The following is a 17,451-nucleotide window of genomic DNA, read 5'->3' on the forward strand; positions in this document are numbered from 1 at the left end:
AAGCTGCTGACCATTTAGTCAGCAGCTTTTATTTTATTAAATTTTTTTATCTGATAGTAAATTAATTCCATTAACGGCAATTATAGCTACTACGGCAGCAACGATTCCAACACCAACGTAGTTAACAGTAACGCCTGATAATGCTGAATTAATGTATCCTAGGACATCCCCAAAAATGAATGCCCAGAAAATAACAGTAAGATTTGCAATTAAAGAACGCATATTATCCACCTCGCATTAACTAGCATTCTATCACAATTTAAGAAAAAAACAATTTAAAACCAATGCTATTTGTTGAAAACTTGCCCGTTCCCAATTAAGATAATTGAAGAGAAAGGATGTTTGCCATGGGATTTGTACCACTTCAAGTAGTCAGTAGCTATAGTTTATTAAAAAGTACGATTTCAATTGATCGTTTGGTTAACGTTGCTAAACAACGGGGTTATCGAACGTTAGCACTTACCGATAATAATGTGATGTATGGGGCGGTTGAATTTTATAATGCATGTCGCAATGCCGAGATGAAGGCGATCATCGGAATGAACGTTTCGCTTGCGGGAATTGTGCAACCGCTAAATTCATTTCCGGTGACGCTGTTAGCTCAAAATCAAAACGGTTATCAAAACCTAATGCGGATATCAACGTTGATTCAAACGGCAAAGACCAATAACTTGATTTCAGTTAATCAAATTGGGGCTTTTTTGAAAGATTTGTTTGTTATTTTACCCAATAATGGTGAGTTAATTAATTTACTGGGGAATAATGATGCGGTGGCAAATGAAATTAATATCTGGTGTCAATACGTTGATTTGAACAATTTAAAATTAGCAATCACCTCCACTTTACCATCAGAAATAGTTAGCCAAATTAGATCCGTTGGTGCTCAATATCACCTTAATTTAGTTGGAATCGACCCAGTTGAATATATTGACTCTGAGGATTACTTTGCAAAACAAGTACTCGGTGCGATTGGGGATAGCAACAGCGTTAACTTTTCACCTGCCAAGCAGAATCAAACCGGTAAAAATTGGTTAAAACCACTTGAAATGGTTGAACGGGAGTATCATCTAAGGGGCTTAGAATCTGAAATGGAGCAGACCCAATTAATTGCTGATCACTGTGAAGTTAAAATTGAAAAAAAGCCCACCCAATTACCAACCTTTCCGACCCCAGAGGGGCAATCATCTAAACAATATCTTGAACTTCTTTGTCAATCAGGGCTCAAGAGTCGATTTGATGCAGGGCATATTGATAAAGAGCGCTTTAAAGACTATCAACAAAGACTAGACCATGAGTTATCAGTCATTATTAGAATGGGGTTTGCTGATTATTTTTTGATCGTTTGGGATGTAATTAATTATGCCCATTCAGTTGGCATTACTACTGGACCAGGTCGAGGATCTGCAGCGGGTTCGTTGGTATCTTATGTACTTTCAATTACCGATGTAGATCCAATTCAGTATGATTTATTATTTGAACGGTTTTTAAATGAAGAACGGGCCCAAATGCCTGATATCGATTTGGACATTCCGGATGACCGTCGAGATGAGATCCTTAACTATGTTCATGATAAGTATGGTAACGATCGAGTCGCTCAGATCATTACGTTCGATACTTTTGGTGCGAAGCAAGTTTTAAAAGACATCAATCGGACTTTTGGTGTTAGCAACGACCATGCGAGCCAATGGAGTAAGGCAATTCCAAGTGAAGTTCATATTAGCTTACGAAGTGCCTATGAGAAATCACAAGGATTAAGAAATATTGTGAATACGAGTTCTTTGAACCGCTTGATTTATGAAACAGCTTTAAAATTAGAGGGATTGCCTCGTCATTTTTCAACCCATGCGGCTGGGGTCATCTTAAGTAATCAACCTTTGGTGAACACTACGCCCCTGCAGAACGGAAAAAATAATATTTTAATGACTCAATATTCAAAGAACTATGCTGAAGAAGTCGGGTTATTGAAAATTGATTTTCTTGGATTGCGGAATTTATCGTTTTTGGCATCGATCATCGACTTGATCCATCGAACGACAGATCCTAATTTTGATATTCATCAAATTAATATTAACGATGCTAAAACACTGCAACTGTTTCAAAACGGTGATACAAATGGTATTTTTCAATTTGAATCCAGTGGGATTAAAAATGTTTTGAGGCAGGTTAAACCAACTGATTTTAACCTAGTTGCCGTCGTCAATGCATTATATCGGCCTGGACCAATGCAAAATATTAATGAATTTGTGGCACGTAAAAATGGCAAAAAAACAGTTGCTTACCCTGATCGTGCATTGGCGCCGATTTTAGGGCCGACGTATGGAATTATTGTTTATCAAGAGCAAGTAATGCAGGTCGCTTCCGTGATGGGGGGCTTTACCCTTGGTCAATCAGATGTTTTAAGGCGTGCGATGAGTAAAAAGAAACAGTCCGTAATGGATTCGATGCGGGTCAAATTTATATCTGGTGCTAAGCAACGGGGTTTTACACCAGAAGTTGCAAACATTACGTTCGACTATATTGATCGTTTCGCTAGTTATGGTTTTAATAAATCGCATGCGGTCGCCTATAGTAAGATGGCGTTTCAGTTAGCTTACCTTAAGGTGCATTATCCATTACAGTTTTTTACGACGATTTTTAATGCTGAAATGGGAAACAAAGCAAAGACCAGGACGTTTTTACTTGAGGCCAAAAGTCATCAAATTGAAATCCTAGCACCAAATATCAACCTTAGTAATCGGGAGTTCAGTTTACAAGATGGCAAGATTGTTTTTGGGTTGGCAGCGGTGAGAACCGTACGTAGTGATTTAATTACTAATATTGTTTCAAATCGCGAACAGGGTGGCATCTTTACGAACCTTCATAATTTCTTATCCCGTTTAGACAGCAAGTTTTTGAAACCAGCTCTAATTGAACCGCTGATTTATGCAGGGGCATTAGACTGTTTTAACTTGAATCGTTCTGAATTAATTGCTTCTTTAAATGAATTTATTCAGTACTTAAAACTAAGTGGAGGTAGTACTAACCTGTTGGACACGCTTGCACCGATCATGAAACATCGCGATGAGTTTTCAATGGGAGAGCTCTTGGAGAATGAACAAAAATATTTGGGTGTCTATTTATCAAGTTTTCCAACTGAACAGTTCGCAGCGGTTAGTAATCAATTCCAAACCAAGCATGTAAATGACCTGCCCCAATATATTAATCAATCGGTCAATATATTGGTGTTCGTTAACCAAGTGAGGACGATTCGGACGAAAAAAGGCGATCCAATGGCCTTTGTTAACGGTAGTGATCCAATTGGTGAAGTGGATATCGTGGTGTTCCCTAAGGTCTATAGGCAGGTTAAAGCACATCTCGTGGCACAACGGGTCCTATTGATTAATGGACGAGTTGACTTGCGCAATGGTGAGCAACTACAGTTGATCGCAAATCAAATTCAATCAGCTGCAAATGTGCAAAGCGACTTAAACCATCGACCTAATAATAATAAACCAGCTGGAATTTGTTTTTTAAGAATTAATTCTGAGAATAATCAAATGAACACTTTGAATCAGTTGAATCAACTGATTAAATCAAATCCTGGTCCATATCGAGTGGTGCTATATTGGGCAGAACAAAATAAACGGCAGTTATTAAATCCACAGTTTTCACTTAGTGATGACGGTGTAATTCAGTCGCATCTTCGAAATTTATTGGGAAACCAAAACGTAGTCTACCAAAAACGTTAAAAATAATGTAAAGCCAATAAAAAACAAAGTTAAAAGCAGACATAAATCATTAAAAGTGATACAATACTTGTGTAATCCAATATGTGGAAATTAGTTCACTAGTTTTTGATTAGTTAGTTAATTTGCGCAAAATCAAAGGAGAGAGTTTAACTTATGAAGAAGACTAAAATCGTAAGTACATTAGGTCCAGCTAGTACTGATCTTGATACTATTATTAAGTTGATGAAGGCCGGAGCTAACGTTTTCCGTTTTAACTTTTCACATGGTGACCACGAAGAACATTTAGGTCGGATGAACATCGTGCACGAAGCTGAAAAGCAAACTGGAAAGACAATGGGAATCATGCTTGATACTAAGGGTGCTGAAATCCGTACCACTGTTCAACAAGGTGGCAAGCTTGACTTCCATACAGGTGATCAATTTAGAATCTCAATGGATGCTTCTATTGAAGGGACTAAGGATAAGATCGCTGTTACTTACCCTGGTTTATTTGATGATGTTCACGAAGGTGGACACGTTTTATTTGATGATGGTATCTTAGATGCTGTTGTTGATGAAAAGGATGCAGCTAATAAAGAATTAGTTGTTACTGCACAAAACAATGCTGTGTTAGGTTCACGTAAGACCGTTGATGCACCTGGTGTATCAATCAACTTACCTGGTATTACTGACAAGGATACTAGTGACATTCGTTTTGGTTGTCAACACGGAATTAACTTCATTGCTGCTTCATTTGTTCGTAAGCCTGAAGATGTTCTTGACATCCGTAAGTTACTCGAAGAAGAAAACATGGAAGATGTTCAAATCTTCCCTAAGATTGAATCACAAGAAGGTATCGACAACTTTGAAGATATCATGAAGGTTTCAGATGGTTTAATGATCGCTCGTGGTGACATGGCCGTTGAAATTCCATTTGAAAACGTTCCTTTGGTTCAAAAGCACTTAATTGACAGATGTAACGAAATGGGTAAGCCAGTTATCACTGCTACTCAAATGTTAGACTCCATGCAAGAAAACCCACGTCCATCACGGGCTGAAGTTTCTGATGTTGCTAACGCTGTTTGGGATGGTACTGATGCTACTATGCTTTCAGGTGAAAGTGCTAATGGTGACTACCCAGTTAAGTCTGTTCAAGCAATGAGCAAGATCAACGTTAAGGCTGAAAACGTATTTAACCTATACGGTCGTAAGCGCCCAGACTTTAAGAACGGTGACGTTACTGAAGCCTTAGGTCACACCGTTGCTCAAATGGTTAAGGATCTTGGTATCAAGACTGTTGTTGCCACTACTTCTACTGGTTACACTGCTCGCATGATTTCCAAGTACCACCCAGATGCTAACATTCTTGCATTAACTTTCGATGACCGTACTCGTCGTGGTTTAACTGTTAACTGGGGTGTTCACCCAATCGTAGTTGAACAACCATCAAGTACTGATGCAATGTTCGACTTAGCAGCTAACAAGGCTGTTGAAACTGGTTTAGCTAAGGAAGGCGACTTGATCTTAATCACTGCTGGAGTTCCAGTTGGTGATCGTGGTACTACTAACTTAATGAAGGTTCAATTAATCGGATCTAAGTTAACCCAAGGTCAAGGTGTTGGTGACAAGACTGTTATCGGTAAGGCTTTTGTTGCTAACAATGCTGATGAAGCAAATAGCAAGGCTACTGATGGTGGTGTCTTAGTTGCTAAGAACACTAACAAAGATTACATGCCAGCTATTAACAAGGCTAGTGCAATCATCGTTGAAAATGGTGGATTAACTTCACACGCTGCGGTTGTAGGAATCTCAATGGGAATTCCTGTTATCGTTGGTGCTGGAAATGCTACTGAAAAGATTTCCGATGGTGAATTAATTACTGTTGATGCTCGTCGTGGTATCGTTTACCATGGTGCTTCAAGCTCAATTTAATAATTAATTAATCTGAATTTAAAAAGTCCGTTCCGAATGGAGCGGACTTTTTTGTTTCTTTTGACCATTTAGGGTTCAAAAAGCTATAATTAAATTAGAGTGAAATGATTATTTAAAGAGTGTATAATCTGTTAGATAACGTAAAAAAGAAGTGAGGTTCACTATGAATCAAATTATTGGAAGGGTTGCTTCTGGGAAAGTAACTGATGAAAACGACAAATTTTATTTTGTTCAAATTGAAGGAGCCACTTTTCAATTAGATAAACAAGAAATTAACAAACCACTTAAACTGGGGAGTAATTTTAAGGGGTTTACCTATGAAAATGAATCCCATAAAATGCAAATTACCAGAACGGTCCCGAAGACGCAAATTGATCATTATGCGTTTGGAGAAGTGGTCGGTTTTAAGCATGACTTAGGGATTTTCGTTAATATTGGATTATCCAATAAGGATGTTGCCGTTTCGTTAGATGATTTACCGACGATTCGTTCTATCTGGCCCAGCGTTGGTGATCATTTGATGATTGCCTTAAAAGTGGATAAAAAGGGTCGAATTTGGGGGCAATTAGCTGATGAAGAGATATTTAACGCAATCGCTAAGCCAGCAAGTAATAAGATGATGAATAAAAACGTAAAGGCAACGGTTTACCGTGATAAGCTAGCTGGGACTAAAGTAATCACTGATGACTATCATCTTGGTTTTGTTCATCCGAATGAACGAGAAGTCGAACCCAGATTGGGCCAACACGTATCAGGACGCGTAATTGGTGTTCATCCTGACGGCTCTTTGAACTTATCATTGAAGCCGCGTGCCTATGAAGCCATCAGTGGTGACGCTGCAATGATCTTTGCTGTTTTAAAGCGTAATGAGGATGGGCAGTTGCCTTATACTGATAAGAGTGATCCTAAAGCAATCAAGCAATTTTTTGGCATTAGTAAGGGACAGTTCAAACGTGCGATTGGGTCGCTATTAAAGCAACGGCTAGTAACTGAAGATGAACAATACTTGAAGTTAACAGAATTAGGTATCAATAAAGACGTGGAGTGATCTAATGGATCAGCTAGTGAGTGAGTATGTAAGATACATGTTAGTTGAACGTGGGTTGGCGAACAACACTATTAATAGTTATAAACAAGATATTGTAGAATTGGTTGCTTTTTTAAGACAACACAATATTTTGGATTGGCGTTCTGTAGACCAAAATGTGATTTTGGAATACATTGCTCATTTACAAAAATTGGGGAAAGCTAAAAGTTCTGTGACCCGCTTTATTTCCGCAATGCGTGAGTTTTATCAATTTTTAATGCAGTTTCACTACGTCGATGTTAATCCAATGTTAAAAATAGATATGCCTAAGCCTGATTATCACCTTCCCGATGTTTTAACCGAGATGGAAATCAATCAATTGTTACAACAGCCTGATACCACGAATAAATATGGAATTCGTGATCGGACGATCTTAGAAGTAATGTATGCTACTGGTTTGCGGGTCAGTGAATTGGTGGGGCTAAAGTTAGCGGATCTTCATTTGGATATGCAATTGATTCAAACCCTGGGGAAGGGAGATAAAGAACGCATTATTCCGATTGGAACCGTTGCGATCGAGTGGATTCAACGATATTTACAGACTAGTCGGCCCCAACTATTGGGCAAGCAAGCTTCGAATTACTTGTTTTTGAACGCACGCGGTGGCGGGCTCAGTCGGCAAAGCATCTGGCAAAAAATTAAACAATACGTTGCCCAAACAGATATTAAAAAGAATGTGACCCCGCATACCCTTCGCCATTCTTTTGCAACTCATATTTTAGAAAACGGGGCTGATTTACGAATCATCCAAGAGTTGCTGGGGCATTCAGATATTTCAACGACGCAGTTCTATACCCATATTTCTCATAGTCACCTTAGTGAAGTTTATGAAAAATATCACCCCAGAAAGTAATTTAATAAAGAGGATTTATTTAAAATGTTATTGAAGTACAAAGATGATTATCAAAAAATTGTTTATGATCTACTATCACTCGCTCCAAATATGAATAAAATGGAACGGATTTCTGAAGAAATCGAATGGTATGATGATTCAGATGATCGTAATTTTTATTTATGGAAGGACCAAAATGATAATTGGTCGGGCCTGTTAGGGGTCGAAGATAAAAAACAAAATGTGTTAGTGAGAAGAATCGTATTGGTTCCAGAGTTATTTACAATGGATAATTGCTTTAAGATGTTAAATGAACTTGAAAAAATTTATTTAGATAAAAAAATCGTTGGATCATTGGATACTGCAAAAATTTGTGAAGCTTGGGAGCAGGCTAGAGATGAACAATGATCAAGAGCAATTTGCAATCCATGTGAATGAGTTTGATGGACCATTAGAACTATTATTGCACCTTATTAAGCAATCTAAGATGAGTATTTACGATATTCAAATTGAATCTATTACGGCCCAATACGTTGAATATTTAAATCAAATGAAGGGATTTAATATTGATTTAGTTAGTGAGTATTTTGTAATGGCTTCAAATTTGATGGCGATTAAGTCTAAAATGTTACTGCCGATAAATAGTGATTTACAAGCAGAAGATGATCCCAGGGATGATTTGGTCAATCAATTGATCGTCTATCAAGCTTATAAGCAACGTGCTGGTGACTTAAAGCATCGCTACAATGATCGTGCCAAGCTGCATTCTCGCGCAGAGGTCGTCCCTAATTACGTTAATGGGTTAATTGAAACGCATGATCCACTTGATCTGCAAATTTTGAAAAATGCATTTCAAAGGGTCATCAGTAATCACTTCGATGCTGAAGATGCAATCGTTGAAGTTAGTGAATGGCAATACTCAGTTGAAGAACAAATTCAATGGGTTAACGATAGTCTAAATAATCACGAGGCTTTGGATTTAGACTGGGTTTTTAAACACCAGTCGAATTTAGAGGCTTTAATTACAACGTTTTTAGCAATTTTGGAACTGATTAAACAACACCAGGTGAAGGTCTTTCAATTGAACCATCAATCTAAAATTTCCAAACGGTGAGGTGATGTGAATGAGCAGTAAATTAGCACGCGTGGAGGCTTTGATTTATGTAACGGGTGATACAGGAATTTCAGTAGCTCAACTTAGTAAGTACCTGTCGATCGATCGCACGGAAGTTCAGCAGTTGATCGAACAATTGACCTTTAAGTATCAAAGTGACTCTGATTGTGGGTTACAAGTAATTCATTTTGATCAAAAATACCAAATTACGACTAAAGCGGCTCTCAATGATGATTTAAAACGATTTTATGGTGATAGTGACCGAACGGGGCTGACCCAAGCTAGCTTAGAGGGATTAACGATTATTGCCTATAATCAACCGATCACTAGGGTTGAAGTTGATGATATTAGAGGGGTTAACAGTTCAGCAATTATCCAAAAATTATTAAAACAGGGATTAGTTGAGGTGGCTGGCAAAAAAGATGTTCCTGGAGGACCGCCACTATATAGAACTACTGGTTTATTTTTAAATTTATTTGGGTTGGACAGTCTAGATAAACTCCCCCCGATGGATTTGGATACTGATTTAAAAGGAGATTAAAAATGGCAGAACGATTGCAAAAAGTAATGGCTAAGGCAGGGATTGCTTCAAGACGTAAATCTGAAGAAATCATTAAAGCTGGTCGGGTCAAAGTAAATGGTAAGGTTGTAACTGAATTAGGAACTAAGGTTAAAAATAGTGATGAAGTTCAAGTAGATGAAGTTCCAATTAGTCGTGAACAACCAGTTTATTATTTGCTATATAAGCCACGCCAAGTTGTTTCAACGGTTAGTGATGAAAAAAATCGCAAAACGGTTATGGATTATTTCCCTGAAGTTAGTGAACGAATCTATCCAGTTGGACGGCTCGATTATGATACTGCTGGGTTATTGTTGATGACCAATGATGGTGATTTAGATAATCGTTTGACCCACCCCAAATATGAAATTAATAAAGTTTATGTTGCAAAGGTAACTGGGATGCCCACTAATGAAGGGTTAAAGAAGCTTCGTTTAGGGGTCATGATTGATGGTAAAAAGACTGCTCCAGCTAAGACTAAGGTCTTAGAAGCAGTAAATGGATACCAGGTTAAGAATGCGGTCATTCAATTGACGATTCATGAGGGACGCAACCACGAAGTTAAAAAAATGTTTGCAGCAATTGGGAATCCAGTCAAGAAGTTGAGTCGGGTTCAATACGGCTTTTTGACCCTTGGCAACTTAAAGCCAGGTGAATATCGAGCCCTTAAGAAGGTCGAAGTGGATCGACTTTTTGAAATGACCGAAAAGTAATATATTTGACTTTTGGGTTTTAAATTATGTAAAATAGTCTCGTAAATAAAATTTTGGTTTATCTTCAGGGCAGGGTGTGATTCCCAACCGGCGGTATAGCCCGCTACCTATCTTTTGATAGTTGATTTGGTTAAATTCCAAAGCCGACAGTATAGTCTGGTATAAAGAAGATTGCTTTTTAAGTGCCGTTTTGAAACGGTTCTTTTTGGATTTTAAATCCTGTGAAGATGGCCTATTAAAGGGGCTTTTTTTTATGGAAACAAGTAGTAAGCGTTTTAGTGTTGTTCAGTTAGTGCAGATGTCATTATTGGCGGCGTTATCGTATATTTTGATGATTTTTCCGACCATTCCAATGTTTGCATTCTTCAAGCTTGATTTTGGTGATATTCCGATTTTGATTGGGACGATGTTATTTGGACCAGCTGGGGGCATCATTATTGCGGTAATTAAGTCGCTCTTGTATTGGATAACTGGTGGGGCATCGATTGCCAGTTTGATTGGGATCATTGCGTCACTGACCGCTTCGATCGTTATTTTATTATCGATCGTAGGGGCCCAGAAGTTATTTAAGAACCGCGATCGCTTAGTTAACAAACTGGCAACGGTTGGAATTGAAACGATTAGTCTAGTGGTAGTACTATCAGTATTGAATTGGTTGGTAATTACCCCACTTTACGCTAGTCTAGTTGGTTTTAAGATTCCTGACATGGCTAAGTACATTTTAGTTCAAGTGATTCCATTTAATTTGATCAAGGGGATCGTGATTGGTGGATTATTCATGTTAGTAAAAGATCGGCTTGCTAAGTGGATCGATTCACATAAACAATAATAAAATGAAGGGATGTTCTGTATGAATCGTGATTTAATAATGTTTTTCCTATCTGCTGATCAGCCGCGGCGAATTAAAGTGATTGAAAATACTTTGATTCAAAGGAGAACGGTTTCGATTTTGTTTTGGGGGATGCGTTATGGAATTAATGATTTTATGGGATGTCTGCCAAAGGTTGATTCACAATACACACTTAGTGAATTACAAAAATTAATTAATGCTGGGCTAGTCAAGCAACCGAATGATAAGCATTACTTATTAACGGAAGCTGGGGTAGCCTGGGTACATAATCATTTTGCAAATTATAATTCCCAAGCGGGCTTAAAAATGAATTTGCGGTTTGATTTAAATCGATTTCGGCGACGTTTTTTGTTAGCGACCCAAGTTGTTTCAGAATATAGCTATCATAATAATCAGTATTATCCAATGTTGATTGGGCACTATGATGATCAGTTTATCAAACGTTGGTTTAACTATTTCAAAGATCGTGATTTAGTGAAAAATTTTTCAAAGGCGCTTATTAATTTTTTATCACAACTATCAGATCAGCGTGCATGGCAATTTACTAAAATTTTAAATGGTCATTCCATAATTGGGATGACCATTTTTCAACAAGCAAATGAGCTGAATTTAAATCCAGGGGTCGTTTGGATTAATGAACTTCAATTATTTAACGAACTAATTGAATTTTTGATTAAAAATAGTGACCGCTACCAAGCTCCGTATCTTTTATTAGGTGAGGATAAGCGTTCCTTAGTAAGTAATAGTGCTAAAAGTACTTACCAAATGTTGCTATCAGGAAATAGTTTTGATCAAATTGCTCAAATAAGACACATTAAGGCTTCGACAGTTAAGGAGCACTTATTGGAAGTCGCAATTTTGGAACCGCAGACAAGTGAGCTGTTCAAAAAACTTTTTAATGAATTGACATGGCAAAGATTAGAAGCTACTTATCATGGCAACATAGATCAATGGCAGTTTAATGATATAAAAAAACAGGATCCGACCCTTGATTATTTTTATTTTCGACTATATCAAATATTAAGGGGGCATTTGAATGGATAAAACGCAGTTGAAACAAATCCTAAAGGATCACTTCGGCTTTGATGATTTTAGACCGGGGCAATCGGAAGTCTTAATGGCATTGCTCGACCATCAAAACACATTAGCCGTTTTACCAACGGGGGCGGGTAAGACACTGATCTATCAAATGTTTGGATTATTGAATCCCCAGCCGATCATAATTATTTCTCCTTTATTATCATTGATGCAAGATCAAGCTGATCGTCTAAAATATTTAGGCATCAAAAAAGTAGTGGCACTAAATTCCACGCTTGATTGGCAACAAAAACAGTTCGCATTGCATCATTTAAATCAATACCAATATATCTATGTTTCACCAGAAACAATCTCGCAACTAGAAGTAATGCGCTTTATGAAAAACATTCATCCTGGATTGGTTGTGATCGATGAAGCCCATTGTTTATCACAGTGGGGACCTGATTTTCGTCCTGAATATTTGAACTTAAAGACGATTTTAAATGGCTGGGGGCATCCCCTTACGTTAATGCTCACTGCAACTGCTTCTAAGGAAATTCAAGCTGATATTATAAATAAATTAGGGTTGATGGATTCGGTCCATCGGGTTATTGAATCGGTTGACCGTCCTAATATTTACCTATCAGTTCGGAGGGTTTTAAATGCGGATGATAAAATTGCGGCTTTAGTATCAATGGTTAATCAAATTCAACCACCTGGGATAATCTATTTCTTAAGCCGCAAGTTAGCTAATCAAGTTGCATTAACGTTAAATCATGAGTGTAATTTAAGGGTGGCTGCTTATCATTCTGGGCTGTTAGACGAAGAGCGATTTAAAATTCAGCATCAGTTTATGAATGATCAATTAGATGTAATCTGTGCGACTAGTGCGTTTGGGATGGGAGTTGACAAAAATAACGTTCGGTTTGTGATTCATTATCACTTACCCGTCGATTTGGAGTCCTATATGCAAGAAATTGGGCGAGCTGGTCGTGATAACAAACAAAGCATTGCAATCTTATTGTATCAAAATGGGGATGAGTCACTTCCAGCAAGTTTTATAGATAATAATATTCCGAACCAACAAACGATCAATTCATTTTTTAACGATCCGCAACGCATTATCAATCTGGCACCAAATGATGAACAGGTGCGAATACTTAGTTTTTATTGGCAGCATGGGTATTCACGGGATTTGGTGAATAACATCTTTAGCGCTAGGTATAAACAACAAAAAAATAATTTGAATGCATTGATGCGTTATGTTACTTTCGATGGTTGTCGACGTCAATTTTTACTAAATTATTTTAATCAGATCGCGCCCCCTCACAGTCGAAAATGTTGTGACTACTTAGCACCACAAAATCCGATTGCTGAATTAGGGCTTAAAAGAACTTCATCAAACGGGGAGAAAGCTAATGATTTGGATTGGCGATTGATTATCGAAAAATTATTTAAAAATGATGATTAAAATCAATAAGTAAATGTTACAATAATAAATGATTATTTTAGAGGAGGTCGCTATGAAGGATAAAAACCAAAATGATAAGGAACCCTGGAACCAAACGTTCGATGATGCAACGGATGATGAAGGGAACCTATCAAGAACGAAATTGCGCAAGCAAAACAAAAGTAATAGTTTAATCTCAATTATTTTAATTAGTGCAATTGTTTTAATTATGGCATTTGCATTGCTTTTTGGGGTCATGAAGAGTACAGGTGGAACTGACAGTAGCAGTTCCAGTATTGCAAGCACTAAGGTTCAATCAGTAAGTACTAGCAAGGAAAAAAGCGCTACAAAGGAAAATAGCTCTAAAAAAGCTAGTACAAGGACTGAAAAAGCAAGTTCTGAAAGTGCTAAATCTAGTAGTATTGAAAAGGCAAAACAATCTTCTGAGTCTAAATCTAAACAAAGTAGCAAAACGGATAGTAGTAGTTCATCAAATAGTAGCGCTAGTGGTGATTATGTAACTGTTCAAGCAGGTCAAGGGTTGTATCGGGTTGCTACCAATGCTGGAATTTCTGAACAGCAACTTTTGGAGCTGAACGGATTGAGTAGTGCTTCGCAAATTCATCCTGGCCAAAAGCTACGGGTTAAATAATATTGATTGGGGAATTGATTTACTTTGAGTATAAAAAAGTTACAAGTTGCAATTGATGGACCAGCTTCTGCTGGTAAAAGCACCGTTGCTAAGTTGATTGCTAAACAATTTGGATATGTTTACTGCGATACCGGGGCGATGTATCGATCGATTACATTGAAGGTCATTCAAGAGGGGATTGCATTAGATGATGAACCTAAGATCGTAGCGGTTTTAAACGATACAACAATTGATTTTAAACCAGGGCATCCGCAGCAAATTGTTTTTTTAGATCATCAAGATGTGACTAATGAAATTCGTTCTGAAAAGGTTACTAATTCTGTTTCCACAGTAGCTGCTTTACCTGGCGTTCGTAAAAACTTAGTCGATCAGCAACGTAATATCGCTAGTAACGGTGGCGTTGTGATGGATGGCCGTGATATTGGAACTACGGTCTTGCCAAACGCAGATTTAAAAATATTTTTAGTTGCGAGTGTAGCCGAACGTGCTGAACGAAGGTTTAAGGACAATGCTGAAAAGGGAATTCACACCCCTTTAAAAGAGCTAGAGGCTGAAATTGAGACCCGTGACTATAAGGATTCACATCGGAAAGTATCGCCCTTAGTAAAGGCTGCCGATGCAATTGAAATTAATACCACTAGCATGTCGATTCAAGATGTGGTAGCTGAAATTAGTAAATTAATGAAAAATATGTTGAATAATAACTAATTACTAGCAATTATTTATAAATTAGGTTAAACTACAGTTAGTTGTTGTCGCAAGGAGGAAGTATTTTTATGAGTGAAACTAACGAAAATACAAATAAGGATTTATTAAACGCTTTGAATAGCGTACAAGAAGTAAAAGTTGGAGACGTTGTTAATGGTGAAGTTTTAGATATTGACGAAAGCGGTCAAGTTTTTGTCGGAATCGAAAACTCTGGTGTTGAAGGGGTTATCCCACGTCGCGAACTTTCTGCAAAACCAATCGAAAATGTTAAAGATGAATTTAAAGTTGGAGACAAGGTTAAGGTAGTTGTAATTTCTAAAATTGGTGATGATAAGGAAGGCGGAAGTTACTTATTATCAATCAAGAAATTGGAAAGTCTCAAGGTTTGGGATGAAATCAAGGAAAAAGCTGACAAGGGCGAAACTGTTAACGTTACCGTTAGCCGAGTTGTCCGTGGTGGTTTAGTTGTTGACGCTGATGGCGTTCGTGGCTTTATTCCTGCTTCAATGATTACTGATCACTTTGTTGAAAAATTGAACCAATTTAAGGGTCAAGAATTCGAATGTAAAGTAGTTGAAGTTATTCCAGCTGAAAACCGTTTAATTCTTTCTCACCGTGAAATTGTTGAAGCGGAAAGAAAAGAAGCCCGTGAAAAAGTTATGGATAAGCTTACCGTCGGTGAAGTTGTTGAAGGTAAAGTTGCTCGTTTAACTGATTTTGGTGCCTTTGTTGACTTAGGTGGCATTGATGGACTTGTTCACGTTTCTGAAATTTCATACGAACGGGTTGCAAAGCCAAGCGATGTTCTTAAAGTCGGTGAAGAAGTTAAGGTGAAGGTTCTTTCTGTTGATGAAGATCGGAACAGAATTGCACTTTCAATCAAGCAAACTCAACCACAACCATGGGATGATATCGAAAGCAAGGCTCCAAAGGGCAGTGTACTTGAAGGAACTGTTAAGCGCTTAGTTGAATTCGGTGCATTTGTTGAAGTATTCCCAGGTGTTGAAGGGTTAGTTCACATTTCACAAATTTCACACAAGCACGTTGCTACTCCAGGTGATGTTTTGAAGGTTGGCCAAAAGGTTGAAGTTAAGGTCTTAGACGTTCAACCAGAAAACCACCGTCTTGCATTGTCAATGCGTGCTCTTGAACCAGAACCTGAACATGCTGAAGGTGAAGGTAACAAGCGTCGTCCAAGCAGAAAGCCAGTTAATGATAATTCTATCAAGGATGCACCAGAAGAAGAAAGTGGTTTCACTTTAGGTGATATCGTTGGTAAGGCTTTAAACAAAGATGAAGACGATAAATAATTAGTACCAGATAATATTTCATGACAATATTATTAAAATTATCCTTCAATTTATTTGAAGGATAATTTTTTGTTTATAATGATTAGCTCAAAGGAGGCTTAAAATATGGCACAACAACCAACAGTAGCAATTGTGGGTCGGCCGAACGTCGGGAAATCAACCATTTTTAATCGAATTGCTGGGGATCGGATCTCAATCGTTGAAGATACCCCTGGTGTTACTAGGGATCGAATTTATGCCCATGCAGAATGGTTAAATCAATACTTTAATATTATTGATACCGGTGGAATCGACATTGGTGATGAACCATTCCTAAAGCAAATTACCGCACAAGCTGAAGTGGCGATCGACGAAGCTGACGTAATTATATTTATGGTCAATGGTAAAGAAGGGGTCACTAGTGCTGATGAACGGGTTGCAAAAATTTTATACCGTTCTAAAAAACCAGTCGTATTAGCAGTCAACAAGGTCGATAATCAAGAACTACGGATGAATATCTATGATTTTTATTCACTAGGGTTTGGTGAACCATACGCTATTTCTGGCGCCCATGGAATTGGCTTAGGTGATTTATTAGATGAAGTGGCTAAACACTTCCCATCAGAAAGCGATACGGAGGATATCGATTCAATTCGCTTTAGTTTGATTGGTCGGCCTAACGTTGGGAAATCATCGCTAGTCAACTCTATTTTAGGAGAAAATCGGGTGATTGTTTCAGACGTTGCAGGGACTACTCGTGATGCGATCAACACCACTTTTGAATATCAAGATCAGCTATTTACGATGGTTGATACAGCTGGATTGCGCAAACGTGGTAAGGTGTATGAAAATACTGAACGCTATAGTGTAATGCGGGCAATGAAAGCAATTGATGATAGCGATGTTGTTTTAATGGTGATCAATGCAGAAGAGGGGATTCGGGAGCAAGACAAACGGATTGCTGGATATGCCCATGATGCTGGTCGAGCAATCATAGTAGTTGTTAATAAGTGGGATACGATCAAGAAGAACACCCATAGTCAACACGATTTTGAAATTGCATTCAGAACTGAATTTCGATACCTTAGCTATGCACCCATTATTTTTGTGTCAGCATTGACCCATCAGCGATTGAACCAAATCCCTGCTTTGATTGAAAAGGTTAATACTAATCATAAACAGCGAATTAGTTCTTCTGCTTTGAACCAGGTTATTTCTGATGCAATTGCAATGACTCCAACACCGACGGTCAAATCGCGGCGTTTACGGATTTATTATGCTACTCAAGTAGCAGTTGCACCACCGACCATTGTTGTTTTTGTCAATGATCCAGAGTTGATGCATTTTTCATACCAAAGATATTTAGAGAACCAAATTCGGGCTCATTTTGATTTTACGGGGACTCCGATCAAGATTTTGAGTCGCCATCGAAAGTAAAACTGAATAATGGGCGCAAAGCCAGTATTTATATGTATAAAATGATTGCACTTAAGATTGGTTTGTGATATTTTGGATAAAGTAAAGGTGCCCCTTGGTGTGCC

The 17,451-nt window shown here is 37.9% G+C and carries 16 protein-coding genes and 1 riboswitch; of the genes, 15 read left to right on the forward strand and 1 reads right to left on the reverse strand.

The annotated features are described in order from the left end of the window. Window positions 1–36 precede the first annotated feature (36 nt). Window positions 37–222 carry a DUF2929 family protein gene (locus ACSYTE_RS04210; RefSeq protein WP_491716218.1) on the reverse strand — a complete coding sequence of 62 codons (186 nt, stop codon included), beginning with the start codon at window positions 220–222 and terminating at the stop codon, window positions 37–39. A 125-nt stretch (window positions 223–347) separates the two neighbouring features. On the opposite strand from ACSYTE_RS04210, the gene dnaE reads away from it, so the two are divergent. The 15 genes from dnaE (at window position 348) to der (ending at window position 17,347) form a co-directional block, all read left to right on the forward strand. After that, a complete protein-coding gene (gene dnaE / locus ACSYTE_RS04215; RefSeq protein ID WP_491716219.1) occupies window positions 348–3,728 on the forward strand; it encodes a DNA polymerase III subunit alpha in 3,381 nt (1,126 codons plus the stop codon). Window positions 3,729–3,881: 153 nt separating this feature from the next. Further along, on the forward strand, window positions 3,882–5,639 hold the full coding sequence (gene pyk, locus ACSYTE_RS04220; protein ID WP_491716220.1) for a pyruvate kinase: 1,758 nt from the start codon (window positions 3,882–3,884) through the stop codon (window positions 5,637–5,639). A 163-nt stretch (window positions 5,640–5,802) separates the two neighbouring features. Then, complete coding sequence (locus tag ACSYTE_RS04225; protein WP_491716221.1) at window positions 5,803–6,687, forward strand: CvfB family protein; 885 nt, start codon at window positions 5,803–5,805, stop codon at window positions 6,685–6,687. A gap of 4 nt (window positions 6,688–6,691) precedes the next feature. Continuing rightward, window positions 6,692–7,579 carry a site-specific tyrosine recombinase XerD gene (xerD, locus tag ACSYTE_RS04230; RefSeq protein WP_491716222.1) on the forward strand — a complete coding sequence of 296 codons (888 nt, stop codon included), beginning with the start codon at window positions 6,692–6,694 and terminating at the stop codon, window positions 7,577–7,579. Between the two features lie 24 nt (window positions 7,580–7,603). Then, window positions 7,604–7,966, forward strand: coding sequence for a hypothetical protein (locus ACSYTE_RS04235; protein ID WP_491716223.1), 363 nt, complete (start codon window positions 7,604–7,606; stop codon window positions 7,964–7,966). Further along, on the forward strand, window positions 7,956–8,672 hold the full coding sequence (locus tag ACSYTE_RS04240; protein WP_491716224.1) for a segregation and condensation protein A: 717 nt from the start codon (window positions 7,956–7,958) through the stop codon (window positions 8,670–8,672). The genes ACSYTE_RS04235 and ACSYTE_RS04240 overlap by 11 nt, the downstream gene beginning before the upstream one ends. Window positions 8,673–8,682: 10 nt before the next feature. Then, window positions 8,683–9,213, forward strand: a complete 531-nt coding sequence (gene scpB / locus ACSYTE_RS04245) for an SMC-Scp complex subunit ScpB (protein WP_491716225.1) — start codon at window positions 8,683–8,685, stop codon at window positions 9,211–9,213. A 2-nt stretch (window positions 9,214–9,215) separates the two neighbouring features. Next, window positions 9,216–9,944, forward strand: coding sequence for a pseudouridine synthase (locus ACSYTE_RS04250; protein ID WP_491716226.1), 729 nt, complete (start codon window positions 9,216–9,218; stop codon window positions 9,942–9,944). 56 nt (window positions 9,945–10,000) lie between these two features. Then, a riboswitch (FMN riboswitch) is annotated at window positions 10,001–10,120 on the forward strand. Window positions 10,121–10,197: 77 nt separating this feature from the next. Further along, a complete protein-coding gene (locus tag ACSYTE_RS04255) occupies window positions 10,198–10,773 on the forward strand; it encodes an ECF transporter S component (protein ID WP_491716227.1) in 576 nt (191 codons plus the stop codon). A 21-nt stretch (window positions 10,774–10,794) separates the two neighbouring features. Next, entirely contained in the window at window positions 10,795–11,838 is a 1,044-nt protein-coding gene (locus tag ACSYTE_RS04260; protein WP_491716228.1) for a helix-turn-helix domain-containing protein, read from the forward strand. Then, the gene (locus ACSYTE_RS04265) at window positions 11,831–13,282 is read left to right on the forward strand and encodes a RecQ family ATP-dependent DNA helicase (RefSeq protein ID WP_491716229.1); all 1,452 of its coding nucleotides are present in this window, start codon (window positions 11,831–11,833) and stop codon (window positions 13,280–13,282) included. The genes ACSYTE_RS04260 and ACSYTE_RS04265 overlap by 8 nt, the downstream gene beginning before the upstream one ends. A gap of 52 nt (window positions 13,283–13,334) precedes the next feature. Beyond that, window positions 13,335–13,913, forward strand: a complete 579-nt coding sequence (locus ACSYTE_RS04270; RefSeq protein ID WP_491716230.1) for a LysM peptidoglycan-binding domain-containing protein — start codon at window positions 13,335–13,337, stop codon at window positions 13,911–13,913. 24 nt (window positions 13,914–13,937) lie between these two features. Further along, window positions 13,938–14,621 (forward strand): (d)CMP kinase, encoded by a 684-nt coding sequence (cmk, locus tag ACSYTE_RS04275; RefSeq protein WP_491716231.1) that lies wholly within the window; start codon window positions 13,938–13,940, stop codon window positions 14,619–14,621. A 68-nt stretch (window positions 14,622–14,689) separates the two neighbouring features. After that, entirely contained in the window at window positions 14,690–15,931 is a 1,242-nt protein-coding gene (rpsA, locus tag ACSYTE_RS04280; RefSeq protein ID WP_491716232.1) for a 30S ribosomal protein S1, read from the forward strand. Between the two features lie 105 nt (window positions 15,932–16,036). Then, a complete protein-coding gene (der, locus tag ACSYTE_RS04285) occupies window positions 16,037–17,347 on the forward strand; it encodes a ribosome biogenesis GTPase Der (protein WP_491716233.1) in 1,311 nt (436 codons plus the stop codon). The last annotated feature ends 104 nt before the right edge of the window (window positions 17,348–17,451 follow it).

The organism is Nicoliella sp. ESL1120, from assembly GCF_058508515.1.

Excerpts from the sequence above, each read along its gene's own strand:
- ACSYTE_RS04210 (WP_491716218.1), bottom strand. The coding sequence starts at position 222 with ATGCGTTCTTTAATTGCAAATCTTACTGTTATTTTCTGGGCATTCATT.
- dnaE (WP_491716219.1), top strand. The coding sequence starts at position 348 with ATGGGATTTGTACCACTTCAAGTAGTCAGTAGCTATAGTTTATTAAAA.
- pyk (WP_491716220.1), top strand. The coding sequence starts at position 3,882 with ATGAAGAAGACTAAAATCGTAAGTACATTAGGTCCAGCTAGTACTGAT.
- ACSYTE_RS04225 (WP_491716221.1), top strand. The coding sequence starts at position 5,803 with ATGAATCAAATTATTGGAAGGGTTGCTTCTGGGAAAGTAACTGATGAA.
- xerD (WP_491716222.1), top strand. The coding sequence starts at position 6,692 with ATGGATCAGCTAGTGAGTGAGTATGTAAGATACATGTTAGTTGAACGT.
- ACSYTE_RS04235 (WP_491716223.1), top strand. The coding sequence starts at position 7,604 with ATGTTATTGAAGTACAAAGATGATTATCAAAAAATTGTTTATGATCTA.
- ACSYTE_RS04240 (WP_491716224.1), top strand. The coding sequence starts at position 7,956 with ATGAACAATGATCAAGAGCAATTTGCAATCCATGTGAATGAGTTTGAT.
- scpB (WP_491716225.1), top strand. The coding sequence starts at position 8,683 with ATGAGCAGTAAATTAGCACGCGTGGAGGCTTTGATTTATGTAACGGGT.
- ACSYTE_RS04250 (WP_491716226.1), top strand. The coding sequence starts at position 9,216 with ATGGCAGAACGATTGCAAAAAGTAATGGCTAAGGCAGGGATTGCTTCA.
- ACSYTE_RS04255 (WP_491716227.1), top strand. The coding sequence starts at position 10,198 with ATGGAAACAAGTAGTAAGCGTTTTAGTGTTGTTCAGTTAGTGCAGATG.
- ACSYTE_RS04260 (WP_491716228.1), top strand. The coding sequence starts at position 10,795 with ATGAATCGTGATTTAATAATGTTTTTCCTATCTGCTGATCAGCCGCGG.
- ACSYTE_RS04265 (WP_491716229.1), top strand. The coding sequence starts at position 11,831 with ATGGATAAAACGCAGTTGAAACAAATCCTAAAGGATCACTTCGGCTTT.
- ACSYTE_RS04270 (WP_491716230.1), top strand. The coding sequence starts at position 13,335 with ATGAAGGATAAAAACCAAAATGATAAGGAACCCTGGAACCAAACGTTC.
- rpsA (WP_491716232.1), top strand. The coding sequence starts at position 14,690 with ATGAGTGAAACTAACGAAAATACAAATAAGGATTTATTAAACGCTTTG.
- der (WP_491716233.1), top strand. The coding sequence starts at position 16,037 with ATGGCACAACAACCAACAGTAGCAATTGTGGGTCGGCCGAACGTCGGG.